At 35.7% G+C, this 15,858-nt stretch carries 12 protein-coding genes; 4 read left to right on the top strand and 8 right to left on the bottom strand.

The window, feature by feature from the left end; genetic code table 11:
• Positions 1 to 38: 38 nt before the first annotated feature.
• Complete coding sequence (locus GTR01_RS05375; protein WP_160136836.1) at positions 39 to 854, top strand: DUF2314 domain-containing protein; 816 nt, start codon at positions 39 to 41, stop codon at positions 852 to 854.
• Positions 855 to 938: 84 nt separating this feature from the next.
• On the opposite strand, the gene GTR01_RS05370 is transcribed toward GTR01_RS05375, so the two are convergent.
• Complete coding sequence (locus GTR01_RS05370) at positions 939 to 2,336, bottom strand: phosphatidylinositol-specific phospholipase C (RefSeq protein ID WP_160136835.1); 1,398 nt, start codon at positions 2,334 to 2,336, stop codon at positions 939 to 941.
• 243 nt (positions 2,337 to 2,579) lie between these two features.
• On the opposite strand from GTR01_RS05370, the gene GTR01_RS05365 reads away from it, so the two are divergent.
• Both GTR01_RS05365 and GTR01_RS05360 read left to right on the top strand, forming a co-directional pair.
• Entirely contained in the window at positions 2,580 to 3,764 is a 1,185-nt protein-coding gene (locus GTR01_RS05365; RefSeq protein WP_160136834.1) for a serine hydrolase domain-containing protein, read from the top strand.
• A gap of 59 nt (positions 3,765 to 3,823) precedes the next feature.
• Positions 3,824 to 4,192 (top strand): helix-turn-helix domain-containing protein, encoded by a 369-nt coding sequence (locus tag GTR01_RS05360; protein ID WP_160136833.1) that lies wholly within the window; start codon positions 3,824 to 3,826, stop codon positions 4,190 to 4,192.
• A gap of 49 nt (positions 4,193 to 4,241) precedes the next feature.
• On the opposite strand, the gene gldG is transcribed toward GTR01_RS05360, so the two are convergent.
• The 4 genes from gldG to kbl form a co-directional block, all read right to left on the bottom strand.
• Complete coding sequence (gene gldG / locus GTR01_RS05355; protein WP_160136832.1) at positions 4,242 to 5,912, bottom strand: gliding motility-associated ABC transporter substrate-binding protein GldG; 1,671 nt, start codon at positions 5,910 to 5,912, stop codon at positions 4,242 to 4,244.
• Positions 5,913 to 5,915: 3 nt separating this feature from the next.
• A complete protein-coding gene (locus tag GTR01_RS05350) occupies positions 5,916 to 6,644 on the bottom strand; it encodes an ABC transporter permease subunit (protein WP_160136831.1) in 729 nt (242 codons plus the stop codon).
• 58 nt (positions 6,645 to 6,702) lie between these two features.
• On the bottom strand, positions 6,703 to 7,254 hold the full coding sequence (locus GTR01_RS05345; protein WP_160136830.1) for a CopD family protein: 552 nt from the start codon (positions 7,252 to 7,254) through the stop codon (positions 6,703 to 6,705).
• A 236-nt stretch (positions 7,255 to 7,490) separates the two neighbouring features.
• A complete protein-coding gene (gene kbl, locus GTR01_RS05340) occupies positions 7,491 to 8,687 on the bottom strand; it encodes a glycine C-acetyltransferase (protein WP_160136829.1) in 1,197 nt (398 codons plus the stop codon).
• Between the two features lie 158 nt (positions 8,688 to 8,845).
• Here kbl and GTR01_RS05335 point away from each other — a divergent pair, with 158 nt between their 5' ends.
• Positions 8,846 to 9,724: a cupin-like domain-containing protein gene (locus tag GTR01_RS05335; RefSeq protein ID WP_160136828.1), complete on the top strand. Its 879-nt coding sequence runs from the start codon at positions 8,846 to 8,848 to the stop codon at positions 9,722 to 9,724.
• Between the two features lie 26 nt (positions 9,725 to 9,750).
• On the opposite strand, the gene GTR01_RS05330 is transcribed toward GTR01_RS05335, so the two are convergent.
• From GTR01_RS05330 to priA, 3 genes are all read right to left on the bottom strand, one after another.
• Positions 9,751 to 11,685 (bottom strand): M1 family metallopeptidase, encoded by a 1,935-nt coding sequence (locus GTR01_RS05330; protein ID WP_160136827.1) that lies wholly within the window; start codon positions 11,683 to 11,685, stop codon positions 9,751 to 9,753.
• An 87-nt stretch (positions 11,686 to 11,772) separates the two neighbouring features.
• Positions 11,773 to 13,239: a D-alanyl-D-alanine carboxypeptidase/D-alanyl-D-alanine-endopeptidase gene (dacB, locus tag GTR01_RS05325; RefSeq protein ID WP_160136826.1), complete on the bottom strand. Its 1,467-nt coding sequence runs from the start codon at positions 13,237 to 13,239 to the stop codon at positions 11,773 to 11,775.
• A 160-nt stretch (positions 13,240 to 13,399) separates the two neighbouring features.
• On the bottom strand, positions 13,400 to 15,847 hold the full coding sequence (gene priA, locus GTR01_RS05320) for a primosomal protein N' (RefSeq protein ID WP_160136825.1): 2,448 nt from the start codon (positions 15,845 to 15,847) through the stop codon (positions 13,400 to 13,402).
• Positions 15,848 to 15,858: the final 11 nt, after the last annotated feature.

Genomic DNA, 15,858 nt, shown 5'->3' with positions numbered 1-15,858 from the left:
TCCAAAATACATCAGTCAAACCAATTACAATTTATAAAATGGAAAACAATCCTATTTTTTGGGCAGATGGAGATGACCCACAAATGATCGCAGCGTACAAGAAAGCACAGGAAACTTTTAAATATTTTTGGCGCGAACAATCCTGGGAATACAGAAGAATCATTCCGGGACTTAATGTATCATGCGTAAAAGCTCTTTTTTCAGATACCACCGAAACGGGAGAAACTATTGTTGAGCACATGTGGATCAATGATATTGGTTTTGATGGTGAACGCGTAACAGGATACCTGATCAATGAACCGAACACCTTAAGAAATGTTCAGGTTGGAGATTATATAGATATTCCGCTTACTGAAATTAGTGACTGGCTTTTTGCCATCACCCCCAGTGTAAAGAAGCCTACAGGTCTTTCTAAATTATTCTCATCATCTGCAGATCCTCTTCCGAAAGCGTATGGTGGATTTACCATTCAAAAGATGCGTTCGGATATGTCTGCTTCGGAAAGAAAAGATCATGACAATGCATGGCAACTGGATTTTGGAGATTTCAACGATATTCTTGTCGTTAATCACCAGAAGGAAGCACCTGAAAACCTTATCGAACATCCGATGAGCAAAAACATGAAAGAAGATTTTGCCAAATTCCTACAGGAATATCCTGATGAGATCAGGCAGATTGATGAAAACGGACAGACCCTTCTTCACAGAGAAACCATTGCCGGAAACTTAACTACAGTACAGGCTGCATTGGATGCTGGAGCTGATAAAACAATTCAATCCAAAACAGGAAAAACAGCCTTGGATTATGCCAAACAACTGAATTGGGAACATCTTATTCCGGTATTGGAAAATTAATAATGACCCTAGAAGAATTTTAAATAAAAAAGAGAAGCTGTAAAGTTTCTCTTTTTTTTCGGCTTCTCTTTTATAGCTAAAATATCAATGATTTGATTGGATAATATTATCTACGAGTCCGTTTTCAATCGGATTTCCACCACCGTTATTATAAAAATCAAGCGGGATAATTCCCAATCGTTTTTTCCCTGAATATTGGGTATATTGTTTCAGCCACGGATTCATGGCCGGATCTACTCCTAAACCGCCCCAGGCATACTGATAAGGAGTATGGTGTCCCACTCCAAAAGCAATACTATTGAAGCTTACATACAGAACAGCATCATTATTAGCATTTTTCTGCATGGCCCGTTCCAAATTTTCCTGTACATATTTTACCTTTTTATGGGTATCGTAGCTTTCATAATTGTCTTCAATATAGAATTTTTGTCCATTGGCATTCGTTGTTTCAAAAGTGGTATTGTCTTTCCATGCTCCGAATCTTACCCCTACTTTGTTTTTATCTATTCCTGAGCTTCCTACATTCAGATCGAATCTGTATAAAAAGAGCACTTTTCCTTTGGATTCATTTAAATTGGGAATAGCATTTCCCTGAAAATAAAGGGTATTATATTTTTTAAGATATTGGATAAAGTTATCAGAAATATCCTGTCCGCTTTTCTCATTGTTTACAGACATTAGAATAGTTTCAGACGGATGATCTTTTAAAAATGACTGACAGGCATCCAATACATTCCCAAAGGTAACTCCACAAGAAATAATACCGTGGTAGAGATCTAACGGATCTGAAGAATTGGATGAATTGACAAGTCTGATATCCAGAAAACGAATCCCATTTTCCAACTGTTGTCTAATATCATAATTTTGGCATCTTGCACCAAATGATGCAGAAGAAATCTTATAGGTTCCTGAATCGTGTGTCCCCGGAATACTTAAAGCTTTGAGCGAAACAGTTTGATCCAGTTTACTCATCCATTCTGAGCCATTTAATTTAAGATAAAACTGATTAACACCAGACACTGAAACATTACAATTGAAACGAGTATTCCCATCTGTTTTTAAAATATAAGTTCCAGATACTTTCTTAATATTTCGGCTACCGATCCACCAATTGTTTTCTGATTTTGAGTTGTGTCCCTGCCCAATCTGAATATCGTGCAATTCACAATGCCTGTTTTGATAGTCAAAGGATAAAGTACAGGTAAACGCAAAGTTCAATTTCCCAGGCAAGGCATCATTAGAGCTGCAACCTATAGCATCACCGCCAGATATTTTACTTTTAAACCATTGAGCAACCGTATCTGTCCCGTGTCTTCCAGCCTGAACATCTATTTCCCAGGTATTACCAGACTTTTGAATAATATCCGCTGTATTTTCCCAAGGCTGTCCCGAGGAGATGCTATGATCTGTAATAACCATCTTTAAGTTACTCACTCCTTCCATCATTTGGAAAAGAAATCTGTTGTGTTGTTTTGTAGGCATGATATGGTGATTTAATAATATTTCCTATGATAACGGATAGATTTCTCTATCTTTTCCAACAAAATTAGATAGAATTAAAGCGTATTCATAGCGTATAAATACGTGTTTTTGATTTCGGGTATTTTTACTTAATGATCAATAGTTGTAACAAAACACCCTATTTAAATGTCTTATTATTAAAAGCTTATGATAAAATTTTCATTATTTTTCATGGTCTCTATTCTAGTGATTTCATGCCATACTATGAAAAACAGCTCAACATTGGCTTATCAGAAGACTAAAGATTCTTTAGATCTGGAGATCAACAAAATATATCAACAGGGGAATTTTAATGGTTTTTCTGTTTCCATCGTTAATGATGAATCAACTCTTTATCAGAATGGGTTTGGATATTCAGATGTGAAGGAAAAGCAACCCTATACCATCAATACCATTCAAAATATAGCCTCTATTTCCAAAACATTGGTTGGAATTTCCCTTTTGAAAGCTCAGGAATTGGGAAAGTTGAATCTGGATGATCCGATACAAAAGTATTTACCATTTAAAATTGTTAATCCTAATTTCCCTCAAAAACCTATTACCATACGCCAATTGGCAACTCACACTTCTTCCATTTTGGACAATGAATTTTATTTATCTAAAAACTATTTCCTGAAACCCAACCAAAACCTGACTGATGCAAAGCTTACTTTTGATGATGAACAGGTATTCAACCCTTCAGATTCTATCATTACAATGTCTGTCTTTTTAAAAAATGTATTATCTGAACATGGAAAATGGAATACAAACAGTTTTTCCTCCCATCAACCGGGAACGATGTATGAATATTCTAATGTAGGAACGGCTCTAGCAGCTTTTATTATAGAGCAGGCAACGGGTCAGGAGTTTAGTATGTTTACCAAAGAGTACATTCTGAAACCCTTACAAATGAATGATTCAGGATGGAAATATGAAGACATTCAATTTTCAAAATTCTCCAGGCTCTATGAAAATCCTGAAACTGTACTTCCCTATTATCTTTCTGCAACTTATCCTGATGGTGGATTTATCACTAGTAGTAATGATTTAAGTAAATACTTGACTGAACTCATCAAAGGATATAACGGAAAAGGAACCATTCTAAGCCAGAAAAGCTATAAAGAATATTTCACACCACAACTTACAGCATTCCATTTTACAGAAAGAAATACTCAAAATCCTTATAATGAATCTTATAATGTGGGAATATTCATGGGATTTGGCTATACAGGATATATTGGCCATACTGGCGGAGATCCGGGGGTAATGTCTATGATGTTTTTCGATCCTAAAAATAATCTTGGAAGAATAATGATCTTCAATACTAATTTCTCGGATAAGAAAGGAAATGATGCTTTTTATGGAATATGGAATGTGTTGGAGAAATATCAAAGTGCATTTAATAAATAGATTTTAAATTCTACTCCATTTTTTTATATTTGTATAAAGACACAGATAAAAAGGTCGTTATGGAAAAGCTAAAAAGTCTAAGAGAGCAAAGAGGTTACACACAGGAATATATGTCTAAAATCATCTCGACAGATGTTTCAAATTACTCTCGAAAAGAGAATGACGAAGTAAGAATATACGATGATGAATGGGAAAAGCTTGCAAAAGCACTTGATGTTCCTGTAGAAGAGATCAAAGAGGAAAGAAAAACCGCAATCGTTCATAACAACCATGACAATACTACTTTCAATGATAATGCCGGTAGTTATTTTAACCATTTCCACAATATTCCCAATTCTATTGTAGAAAATTTACAGAGTTATATTAAGGTATTGGAGGAACAAGTGGAAGTTTTGAAGGAAGAGAATAAAAAACTGAAATCAAAATAGACAATCATTTTCAAATAAAAAAGAGAAGCTTTTCAGCTTCTCTTTTATTTTATCCAAATTTCTTCTTTCTCAGCCAGAAGAATAATCCTCCGATAAGGCCAATAATAAACAATGGAAGCAATAAATTCAGCCATTGCCACTTAGTTTTCTCTTCATCTACTCTATGTCTGTCAAGAAGTCTTTCTTCGATGTTTCTGTTTCTCAATTCCATCAGATTGCTGTCATCCAATAGATAATCAAGAGCGTTTCTTAGGAACTGCTCATTTCCGAACTGCTCATTCGTAAGCATATCAACTCCTAATGGAAGTGGTTTCCCTTTGATCACTTTATTTCGTCCGATATCTCCGTCTGCAATCACGATCATTTTATTCTCAGGACTTTCTGCTTTAAAGCCTGGGTAGGACTTTCTTTCAATTCTTGATGCATAAGCAGAATTGAATTTCCCTTCCAATGCTACGGCGAAAATCTTCGGAGTGCTTGGCTTTTCCATTTGCCCTAAGCTGTCTACAGTAGCGATTTCTTTAAGATCAACATAATTCGGAACCTGTTTCAACAATGTTCTTTCACTGGATTCGAAAAGAACTTTTGTTTTGATATTTTTTCTTCCTCCCAATGTATCAATAGAAGTAGGGAATTCAAATTTTACAGGGTTGATATTTTTAGTAACCGGATTATTATTTTCAGCAATTCCAAGAGGAAAATAAGGCCATGGCAAACTTGTATACTGTGGATTTCCGCTTACTTCTCCTGTTACCAGCCTTAATAAAGCAAACTTCTTCACATCTTTTACCAATGCATTGTTGATTCTTAATCCGTAGTTGAAGAAGAAATCAGTCATATTGATATCAACAGGGAAAGGCATTACTTTTTTAGATCTTGTCAGCGTATCCATTTCGGCGTTTACTGCATCAATCATCCAAAGTGTTTTCCCGCCATTCATGATATATTGGTCAAGAATTACCTTTTCATTATCTGTAAAAGCTTTTCTAGGTTTTGCAATAACCAGAGCACTCATTTGCTTCAATAAAGGTACATCTGCGGCAGTAAGCTCAACTTGATTTTTAGGAATAATAGGCCCTGCATCATAATTTTCCATCGCAAGATGTACAAATCCTTGAAATTCATCAGGGCTTAGCTCATCCTGATTAACCAAAATTCCAATTTTTTTCTTTTTATCAGTGGCAATGTTCTTAATATTGGACACCAAATTATATTCAAGACCTTCAATGGATCTCGTTAACTGCTGATCTGCATCAATACCTGCCTGCTGTACAACCAGCGGAATAGAAACTCCGTCTTTGTCATATTTTATAACGGCATATGGGAAAAGCGTGATTTGTGAAATTTTGCCATCCTTTATATCTGGAAGAATTGAGGGCTGCATTCCCATTGCCATCAAAGTGTCCTGAGACATCTTTGTTTTGATAGGATCAATGAATTTGAAATCAATCTTTGGATTAATTTTTCTGAATTCCTCCAGCATAAATTTAGTTTCTCCCTGAAGCTGTTTAAAACTCGCCGGGAAATCACCTTCAAGGTAAACTTCTACCGTTAAAGGTTTTTTAACCGATTCTAATACTTTAATAGTGCTTTCAGAAAGCGTATATCTTTTTTCTTTGGTTAAATCCAGTCTGATCCCTGAATAAGCAAGAATGATCACCAAAGGAATAATGACAATCAGGAAAATTCCTAATGGAGATTTAGCATTAATCTTCTTCATAATCTACTTCTTTTTGTTAATAAAATGATTAGACAATACTAATGACGCACCAATCACCAGAATAAAATAAGCAACATCTTTGAAATCTATAAGACCTCTTGTAAACCCAAGGAAATGTTGGTAAAACCCTATATTCTGAAGGATAAAATCTGCACCACCTAAAAGTTTATAGCTAGCCAGCTGTTCGATTCCAAAATACATAATAAAGCACATGAAAACCCCCAGTAGATAAGCCATAATTTGATTTTGAGATAAAGAAGATGCTAAAATCCCAATGCCTGAAAAAGCGGCAATTAAAATAATCAGCCCAATATAACTTCCAAAGGTCATACCCATGTCAATATTACCTTCTGTAACTCCCAATACATACACTGTATAAAAGTAAATTAACGAAGGAATAAGGCATAAGATCCCAACAATCCATACAGATAAGAATTTTCCAGCTACCAGTTCTGAAATTTTCAACGGTTGTGAAAACAACCAGTTTAGGGTTCCCGTTTGTTGCTCTTCAGCAAAAGTTCTCATGGAAAGTGCCGGAATAATGAACATTAAAAGCCAGGGAACCAGCACAAAATAGCTTTGCAGCGAGGCTGCCCCGATCTCAAAAATATTTGAATCGTTGTCGAAAAAGAACAGGAAAAGAGTGGCTATTAAACTGAAAGCGGCAATAATTACCCATGCACTCCAGTTTCCAAAGTAACTCCAAAGTTCTTTCTTTAAAATTGCAATCATAGTTTTTTAGTAAAATGTAAAAAATAAAGCGGTATGATGACCTTCTTTACTTCCACCATTATTTCTTTTTTTTATTCTTATTAACAAGTTTTACGGTCATCATGATCAGAAATACAAGAACGAAAAATCCTGCAATTAATTGCCACCAATATTCAAGAACCATCGATTTCAGGATTACGGTAAACACCACCAGGAATAAAATGAAGGTAGCAATTTCATTTGCCTGCCTCAGTTTGATGTTAGCTGTTTCCAAAGTATTTCCGTTTAATTCTTTTAGTTTCAGTACTTTTTTCCAGCACCAATAGTGATAAATGGCAAGTCCGATCAGAAAAGTCAGTTTTAAATGAAACCAACCCATTTTCATCAGCCCCGGATTTAAAAAGATCATAATCAATCCACATACTACCATGATCACTCCGGCAGGCACGGTGATAATATTCCACAGCCTTCTGGCCATAAATGTATACTGCTCCCTCAAAATTTTCTTTTTTTCTTCAGGAAATTCATCAGTGTCTTTATAGTAAACGAAAATTCTTACGAGATAAAAAATTCCCGCAAAATAACTTACCATAAAAATGATGTGCAGCGCTTTGATGATTGTATAAAGCATTCAGAAAAAATTAACAGCAAAGATAAGCTTATTATATAATTTTTAAAAATAATTTTCTTTTGATCAGGAAATTATACTATAAATAACAAATGGACAAAAATATCCGTTAAACCATGAAGTTTTTAACTATTTTCAAGCAGTCACCCCATGTATTTATATAAAAATACTTCGGCTCGGGGTGGCTTTGCCACCCCGAGCCGAAGATTATATTGTATTGATTGTATTCAACTCAGAAATTAAGAGATCACTCCCAATTCTTTTCCTACTTTTTCAAAAGCAGCAATAGCTTTATCCAAATGCTCTTTTGTGTGAGCAGCAGATAATTGAACTCTGATTCTTGCTTTTCCTTTTGGTACTACAGGATAGAAGAATCCGATTACATAGATTCCTTCATCCATAAGCTTTTCAGCCATTTTCTGAGAAAGTGGTGCATCATAAAGCATTACCGGAACAATAGCAGCATCTCCATCAGGAATATCAAAGCCTTTAGCTTTCATTTCCGTTCTGAAGTATTCTGCATTTTCCATTACCTGATCACGAAGTGAAGTATTATCAGAAATCATATCCAATACCTTCAAAGCAGCTCCTACAATTCCTGGCGCTAACGAGTTCGAGAATAAATAAGGACGAGAACGCTGTCTTAGCATATCAATGATCTCTTTTTTACCGGAAGTAAATCCTCCTAAAGCACCTCCTAAAGCTTTTCCTAATGTAGAAGTAATAATATCTACTCTTCCCATTACTTCATTCGCTTCATGAGTTCCTCTTCCTGTTTTCCCGATAAATCCTGTTGCATGAGAATCATCAACCATTACCAATGCATCATACTTATCTGCAAGATCACAAACTCCTTTCAGATCCGCTACAATCCCATCCATAGAGAACACTCCATCCGTTACAATAATTTTAAAACGGTGATTCTTTTCTGAAGCAGCGATTAATTGTGCTTCAAGATCCTCCATATTGTTGTTCTTATAACGATATCTTGCTGCCTTGCAAAGACGTACTCCATCAATGATGGAAGCGTGGTTCAACTCATCTGAAATAATAGCATCCTCTTCAGTAAATAAAGGTTCAAAAACACCTCCGTTAGCATCAAAAGCTGCGGCGTAAAGAATTGTATCCTCAAGTCCTAAGAAATCCGCGATCTTCTTCTCTAAATCTTTGTGAATATCCTGAGTTCCACAGATGAAACGTACCGATGACATTCCGTATCCATGAGACTGAATCATATCCTGAGAAGCTTTCATCACCTCCGGATTGTTGGATAATCCAAGATAATTATTGGCACAGAAGTTCAAAAGCTTTTTTCCATTCGCTTCAATTTCTGCACTCTGCTGAGAAGTGATGATTCTTTCTCTTTTGTAAAGTCCGTCGTTCTCAATATTTTGAAGTTCGTTCTGTAAATGTTGTAGGTATTTTTCAGAAATCATTTTTAGTAATTTTTTAGATGCGCTAATTTACTAAAAAGGCAGTAAAATAACACGTTTTATAAGCTTAATTCTAAAATTTGATCTTCAGCTTCTTTTTTAACATTATTAGTCTACTAATTTAGTAGGATAATATTTATATTTGTTTAAAATTTCTGAATATGCAATTGACTCCAGTAAAGAAAACAAAGAAACTCGTTTCAAGAAACTTTATCAATAACCACATGAAACCTCAGATCCCTATTATTATCGAAGACTTTGTAGATCCCGAAAGCCCGGCATTCCAAAAGTGGAACTATGAATATTTCAAAGAAATAGCAGGCCAACAAAAAGTAGATATATACGGCAGTGAAATGGATTCTATGGACAGAGTGGCGAGCCAGCCTATTGCACAGACAACTTTCTCTGAATATCTTGATCTTATACACTCTACTCCTACTGAGCATCGGCTGTTTTTATTTAATCTATTAAGTATAAAACCTGAACTCAAAAATGATATTATTTACAATGATGTTACTAATGGCAAAATATTAAAATGGCTTCCCTTTATGTTTTTCGGAGGTCAGGGTTCTGCTACAAGAAACCATATTGATATCGATATGTCGCATGTTTTTATTACCCAATTTGAAGGAATTAAACGAATCTGGCTGTTTCCCTGGGAACAATCTGATCTGATGTATAAATTACCTTACAATTTCCACAGCTTACCGAATATTAAAAACCCTGATTATAGGCAATACCCTGCCCTGCTTTACTTAAACGGTTATGAAGCAGTTATTCATCCTGGTGAAACCCTTTACATCCCATCCGGATGGTGGCATTATATACAATATGAAACCGGAGGATATTCTATATCCGTAAGAGCCCTGCCATCAAGTGCACTTGAAAAATGGCGTGGTTTTAAAAACCTTGTTATTACACGAAATTTTGACAATATCATGCGGAATCTCTTTAAAGAAAAATGGTTTAAATACAAAGTAAAGACAGCCAATAGAAGAGGCGCAAAAGCCTTCAGTAAACAAAAAAGCTTTCAAATTTGAAAGCTTTTTATATTATAAAATGGTATTTAATGTTTGATGAATTTTATATGCTTTTCATTCACTGTAAAGATATAGGCTCCTGGAACAAGCGCTCCTATTGAAATGGCTTTACCAGGCATGAATACTGATTTTCTTATCAATTTTCCATCAATCCCATGAATAGAATATTCAGATTCCCTATCAATCCCTTTCACATAGAGCTCATTTTGGGCAGGATTAGGATATAAAGCAAAGTCATCTTTTTCTATTTCAGAGACACTCAAGCTATTATCCTGTGCCACAGTAGAATTTTTTTCTAAAATTTGATATTCATAATTAAACTGAATATTGGCTACAGGAAATGATAAATTTTCAGTAAAATATTGGTTATTGAACGTATTATTCAACACTAAATAAGCCGTCTGGCTACCTGTTCCGGTAACTTTTACAGGTAAGGGCATTTCAAAAAAGCTTACTGTAGGGCTGCTTTGTGTCTGAGATACCTTAAATGTAATTTGATTTCCCGTCTGTTTCCACTTTATGGCGTAGATTGGATATCCTTCTCCATATACCCAGTCTTTAAAAAATTCTGTAAAATCTTTTCCGGTAGATTGAAGTAAAGAAGCATTGAAATCTTCTGTTTTAACATAGTTGTAAGCCAATGCCGGCCTTGCATGATAGTCCTTAAGTGCCTGATAAAAGACATTATCTCCTAAAATCCATTTTATCATTCTTACAATATAGCCTCCTTTTGCATAGCTTAGCCTGCTGTCAAAAATCCTGTTTTCATTGATAAGCTGTGCATCCGGAACATAAGTAGCTCCGCCTACACTCCCAGTAATATAGTTCTTCTGACCATTTAGATAGTTCATAAACTCACTGTTGTTCATGATCAGCTTTTCATTGGCTAAATGCTCTCCAAAAGTAGCAAAACCTTCATTCAGCCATATATCATTCCATTTCCCACAGGTGACTTTATCTCCAAACCATTGATGAGTAAGTTCATGAGCAATAAGACCTTTAGTCCATCCACTCATAGAAGACATGGTCTGATGCTCCATTCCACCGCCATTCAGGTATTCCATGTGTCCATATTTTTCATCACGGAAAGGATAAGGCCCAAAATAGGTTTCAAAAGTTTCCATTATTTGTTTTGTCCATTCAATAGTAGATACTTTTACCGGATCTCCGGCAGTTCCCGGATAGATATAATTGACAAATGGAAATGGAGGATTTCCGATAGTAGAGTTTTGTTTAGCAAAATTGGTAATCGACAAAGCAATAAGGTAAGCCGCAGTAGGATACATGGTTCTCCAAAAAGTAAGCTTCTTCCCGGTAGTGGATGACACGATTTCAGACATCAGTTTTCCATTAGCCGCTACGCTGTATTGAGAGGGTGTAGTAATTTTAAAATCAAATCTTTCAATCTTATCATTCAGACTTTGCTTGGTAGGAAACCAATCTTGTGCTCCATAAGGTTCACTTAAGGTAGAAAAAACAGGTATGCCGGCTCCCTGACTTCCTACCATAACAGTCCCATTCGCCGAATCCGGAGCGCCTGAATAATGAATTGTCAACGAATCCAAGGTGCTTGCAGAAATAGAAGCTGGAAAATCTATTTTAATTTCTTTAGTAGGCAACTGCTGAAACGGAATGCTGCTGCCATGATATTGAACCTGAGAAACCGTAATCATATTAGAAAGATCAAAATAAATACTTCCCATGCTCTGATTCGTTTTAAAATGAGAAGTCACAGATCCGGAAACAGAGTAAACGGCAGGATCAATACTTAGATCCATCCTTTGATACTGCAGATCATAATTTAGGGTATTCGGGTTTATGTTCCCAACTGACATTTTCTTGGTAAAAGATTTCATTTCTTTTTTCACCAATCCTTTCATTTCAATATTATGGTCTTGCTTTTGACTGTAGCCCTGCTGAATTATCAATAAAAACAGCATCAGAAGGTATATTTTTTTCATAGGTAGGAATATTGCAGTATTCAAATATAAAAAAAACCTCTTAATCATTGATTAAAAGGTTTTTATAATATATAAAATAAACTAAGTCTAAAGATCCAGAGCTGGTTCAAGAATTTTTTCCATTCTTTTTTTCACCATATCTACTGATCCTGAGTAATTATTAACCATCAAAGAAAAAACTAGTGTTTTACCGGAATTGGTCTTCAGATAGCCTGCTAATGTTTTCACTTTATTTAAAGTTCCTGTTTTAGCAAAAACCTGTCCGTTTCCGGTTCCAAGAAACATTCTTTTTAATGTTCCAGACTGTCCGCCAATAGGTAAAGAAGTTAAATAAGATCTGTAATATTTTTCATCCATTAAAGAAGTTAAAAACTTTACCTGAGAAATTGGAGTTACATTATTACTTCTTGAAAGTCCGCTTCCGTCAATATAATTTAGACCCAACATATCAAAACCGGCATCTTTCAAGTGTTCTGTCACCACCATTCTTCCTGATTCTGATGTTTGGTCTCCCAATCTCTGAAATCCAACAGTTCTTAATAACGCCTCTGCTAATGAATTATCACTATGCTGATTGGTATAATAGACAATATCACCTAAAGTTGGAGATTTGTATACAGAGATCATTTTTCTGTTTTCCGGCGCTGCATCGGTCATCTTAGCGAAAACTTTCCCAGTAACAGGAATTCCACTTTTTACTAATGTCGTTCTGAAGGAATTGGCCAAATAAGCTGGAGCATCTGGAAGTTTAGTTGTTAAAATTCCATCCCCATCATACTTTTCAGCGTATACCATCTGATGAGCGTAAGGAGAAACATAGAAAAACTTCTTTTCTGTAGAGAATCCTGATTTTTTCACAATCAGTTTTTCATTAGCCGGGTTTATGGCACGGGTTGTTCCTGCAGGCAAATAGTAATTATTGTTTTCTAGCCATACAACATTTTCCGGAAGCATTGCAATATTGCCTTTGAAAAGCGCTGTCTGAATGATAATATCACCATTTACCTTTCTGATTCCCTCACGTGAAAGTCCACCTATGAAATCTGAAATAATGTCTCTGTAAGATCCTGCTCCTGCTTTATTGGTTCCAAGAGAAGGGTCTCCACTACCAACCACATATAGGTTGCCATTTAGAGTTCCGTTTTCATCCACCGTTCCTGAATACTCCAATTGGGTATTCCAACGATAGTTCTCTCCTAGAAGGTTTAACGCTGTTTCTGTAGTCAGCAATTTTGTAGTAGAAGCCGGCACTAGCGGAGTGCTTTCATTATACGAAGAGATTACTTTCTTCGTTTTCGGATCATACACCACGAATCCCCAGGTTGCATTTTTCAGCACAGGATCCGCCATCATTGTGTTTACATTAATGTCTACAAGTTCTTTAGCCGACAAAACGCTTCTCTCCATCGAGCTCGCTGGCGACGGAAGGTTTAAGCTGTTTTTCTGATTGTCGTAATTTTGAGAGTAAAGAACAGTAGAAACGGTAGATTGAGCCAGGAAAAGACCGGAAGCCAACACCGCTGCACTTGAAATATATTTTCTGAAATTTACCATCTATCCTTTTTTTGTTCTATAGTTTGAGCCTATAAAAAATGATAAGTTAAATCATTCAATAAGAAAGCCAAACACTTAATCAACGACCAAAAGTATAAATTATTGCTATAAAACGGATCACAGAGGTCTTATAAAAGAGTGTAAAGTTTGTTAAAAATTGTTAAAAATCAACAAAAACATCCTTTTTAATGCTTTGATAAGCAGTAATTTCATCAAATTCTTTTAGACTTATCAATACCAAGCTTTTAAACTTTTCATAGTTTTTCCCTCGTGGTAATTTCAATAAAATCTGGAACTGATATAAATTATTCAGTCTTGCAATCTGAGCCCTTTCCGGCCCTAAAACACATTCCTCAGGAAGGTATTTTCTCAGAATAGATCCTAAAAACTGGGAGGCACGGTCTGCTTTATCATCTCTTCGATGCTTCAGTTCGATCATAATCAGTTTGGTAAACGGCGGATAGTGGAATTTCTGACGTTCGGTAAGGATATATTTATAGATCTTCGCCGGATTATTCATTTTAATCAACTGAAATACTGAATGATCAGGATTATAAGTTTGGATAAGGATTTTACCTTTCCCGGAAACTCTTCCGGCTCTTCCCGAAACCTGAGTAATTAATTGATACGCTCTTTCTTCTGCTCTGAAATCCTGTACATATAATAAGGAATCAGCTTTAGGAATAGCAACCAGTTCTATATGATCAAAATCGAGTCCCTTGGAAATCATCTGTGTTCCTACCACAATATCGGTTTCTCTGTCTTCAATTTTCTCATACAGTTTTTCGTAGGCAAATTTCTTACGCATGGAGTCTACATCCATTCTGTCTACCTCATTTTCAGGAAACAGTTTGGAAACTTCCTCGTGAATTTGTTCTACCCCTACTCCTCTTTCATTCAGGTTTTCGGAGTTACATTTAGGGCAGGTTCTCGGCTTGGATGCTCTTTGACCGCAATAATGACATTTCATTTCATTGGCAGCCTTATGATACGTCATGACCACATCACAATTGGAGCAATAGTTGACATATCCGCAAGTCTCACATTCTATGACGTTGGCATAACCACGTCTGTTGTGAAGAACGATAGCCTGGTTCTTTTCGTCAATAGTATGCTTGATAGCATCAATAAGCCTTGTAGAAAAATTTCCGGATACGTTTTTAGACTCCTGAGCTTCTTTGAAATTAATCAGTTCATATTCAGGAAGGCTTACATTCCCGAATCTTTCGTTCAGGAAAATGTATTTCATTTTATCTTTTCTGGCTCTGTAATAGCTTTCAACAGAAGGTGTTGCTGAGCCCAGAATGACTCCGGCTTTATATAAACCACCCAACACCAACGCAGCATCTTTAGCATTAAAATAAGGAGTAACTTCTCGTGGTTTATACGCTGAATCATGTTCTTCATCTACAACGATCAGTCCTAAGTCCTGATACGGTAAAAACAAAGCATTTCTTGTTCCTACAAGAATACGAATGTCATTCTGCCTGATTCTACGCCAGACTTCTACTCTTTCAAAATCTGTAAGTTTCTGATGATAAAAGCCTAATTGTCTACCGTATTTTTTCTCCAGTCTCTGGGTAATCTGCTTTGTCAGAGAAATTTCAGGCAGTAAAAACAGAACATTTTTTCCTTCCCTGATACATTCCTCGATTTTCTCTAAGTAAATATGAGTTTTTCCAGATGATGTTACACCATGAAGCAATACATTTTTTCCTTCTTCAAAAGCTTCATCAATCTCAGATTTTGCAATTTTCTGCTCCTCAGAAAGCTCTTCCAGGTCTTCAATTTCTCCTTCATAGCTTTCAATCCTATCTTTTTGCATATAATACTCTTCAACGAGACCTTTGTCTGACAATGCCTTGAAATGAGAGCTTCCAAAATAGCCATCTTCAAACAGTTCAGCTTTTTTAATATGAAGATCAGGTTTTTCAGTCTGCTTTTCCAAAATAAGAAGAAACAGATCTTTCTGTTTAGGGGCTTTATTTAATTTTAAAAGAATTTCTGTAAGATTCTGATTGCTTAAAACACTATCATTGATTCTTACATAAGCGACCTCTTTAGCCTTATATTTTTCTGCAATTTTCTCATCAATTTCTATATACTGAAGATCGATCAGAGAATTGATGGTTTTAATAATTTCTTTCTTAGGAATGAATGCTTCGATATCTGTAAGATTGACTAGTTGTCTTACTTCCAGCGCCTGCACCAAATACATTTCATTGACATCCAGATTTTCAAAGTCAACAACTACTCCTGGTTTTAATTTTAAATAGGTCTCACTTTCCAGTTTTAATGAAGATGGAAAAGCCAATCTGTAAATTTCACCAAGGTTACACAGATAATAATCGGAAAGCCAGTTCCAAAAACGGATTTGCTCTTCAGGAAGGATAGGTCTTTCATCTAAAATACTGATGACATCCTTTGCTACAAAGTTATCCGGAGCATTATCATGAAGTTCCAAAACAATTCCGGTATAAATTTTCTTTCCACCAAATGGAACCAGCACACGCATTCCCGGCTGAATTTCAGACATCAGTTCTTCCGGAACCTTATACGTAAAGGATCCTTTTAAATTCAGAGGTAAAACAATTTGAGCGTATGACAAGGGAAATATTT

Origin of the sequence: Chryseobacterium sp. c4a, from assembly GCF_009900745.1 — a bacterium.
Taxonomy (GTDB): Bacteria; Bacteroidota; Bacteroidia; order Flavobacteriales; family Weeksellaceae; genus Chryseobacterium.
The sequence above is the reverse complement of the archived record's forward strand: the minus strand, read 5'-3'. Positions and strand labels throughout refer to the sequence as shown.

What these genes read in the sequence shown, in the direction of transcription:
- gldG (WP_160136832.1), bottom strand. Translation starts at nt 5,912, where the DNA reads ATGAAGAAGATTAATGCTAAATCTCCATTAGGAATTTTCCTGATTGTC.
- dacB (WP_160136826.1), bottom strand. Translation starts at nt 13,239, where the DNA reads ATGGTAAATTTCAGAAAATATATTTCAAGTGCAGCGGTGTTGGCTTCC.
- GTR01_RS05365 (WP_160136834.1), top strand. Translation starts at nt 2,580, where the DNA reads ATGAAAAACAGCTCAACATTGGCTTATCAGAAGACTAAAGATTCTTTA.
- GTR01_RS05375 (WP_160136836.1), top strand. Translation starts at nt 39, where the DNA reads ATGGAAAACAATCCTATTTTTTGGGCAGATGGAGATGACCCACAAATG.
- GTR01_RS05370 (WP_160136835.1), bottom strand. Translation starts at nt 2,336, where the DNA reads ATGCCTACAAAACAACACAACAGATTTCTTTTCCAAATGATGGAAGGA.
- GTR01_RS05360 (WP_160136833.1), top strand. Translation starts at nt 3,824, where the DNA reads ATGGAAAAGCTAAAAAGTCTAAGAGAGCAAAGAGGTTACACACAGGAA.
- GTR01_RS05345 (WP_160136830.1), bottom strand. Translation starts at nt 7,254, where the DNA reads ATGCTTTATACAATCATCAAAGCGCTGCACATCATTTTTATGGTAAGT.
- GTR01_RS05330 (WP_160136827.1), bottom strand. Translation starts at nt 11,685, where the DNA reads ATGAAAAAAATATACCTTCTGATGCTGTTTTTATTGATAATTCAGCAG.
- GTR01_RS05335 (WP_160136828.1), top strand. Translation starts at nt 8,846, where the DNA reads ATGCAATTGACTCCAGTAAAGAAAACAAAGAAACTCGTTTCAAGAAAC.
- GTR01_RS05350 (WP_160136831.1), bottom strand. Translation starts at nt 6,644, where the DNA reads ATGATTGCAATTTTAAAGAAAGAACTTTGGAGTTACTTTGGAAACTGG.
- kbl (WP_160136829.1), bottom strand. Translation starts at nt 8,687, where the DNA reads ATGATTTCTGAAAAATACCTACAACATTTACAGAACGAACTTCAAAAT.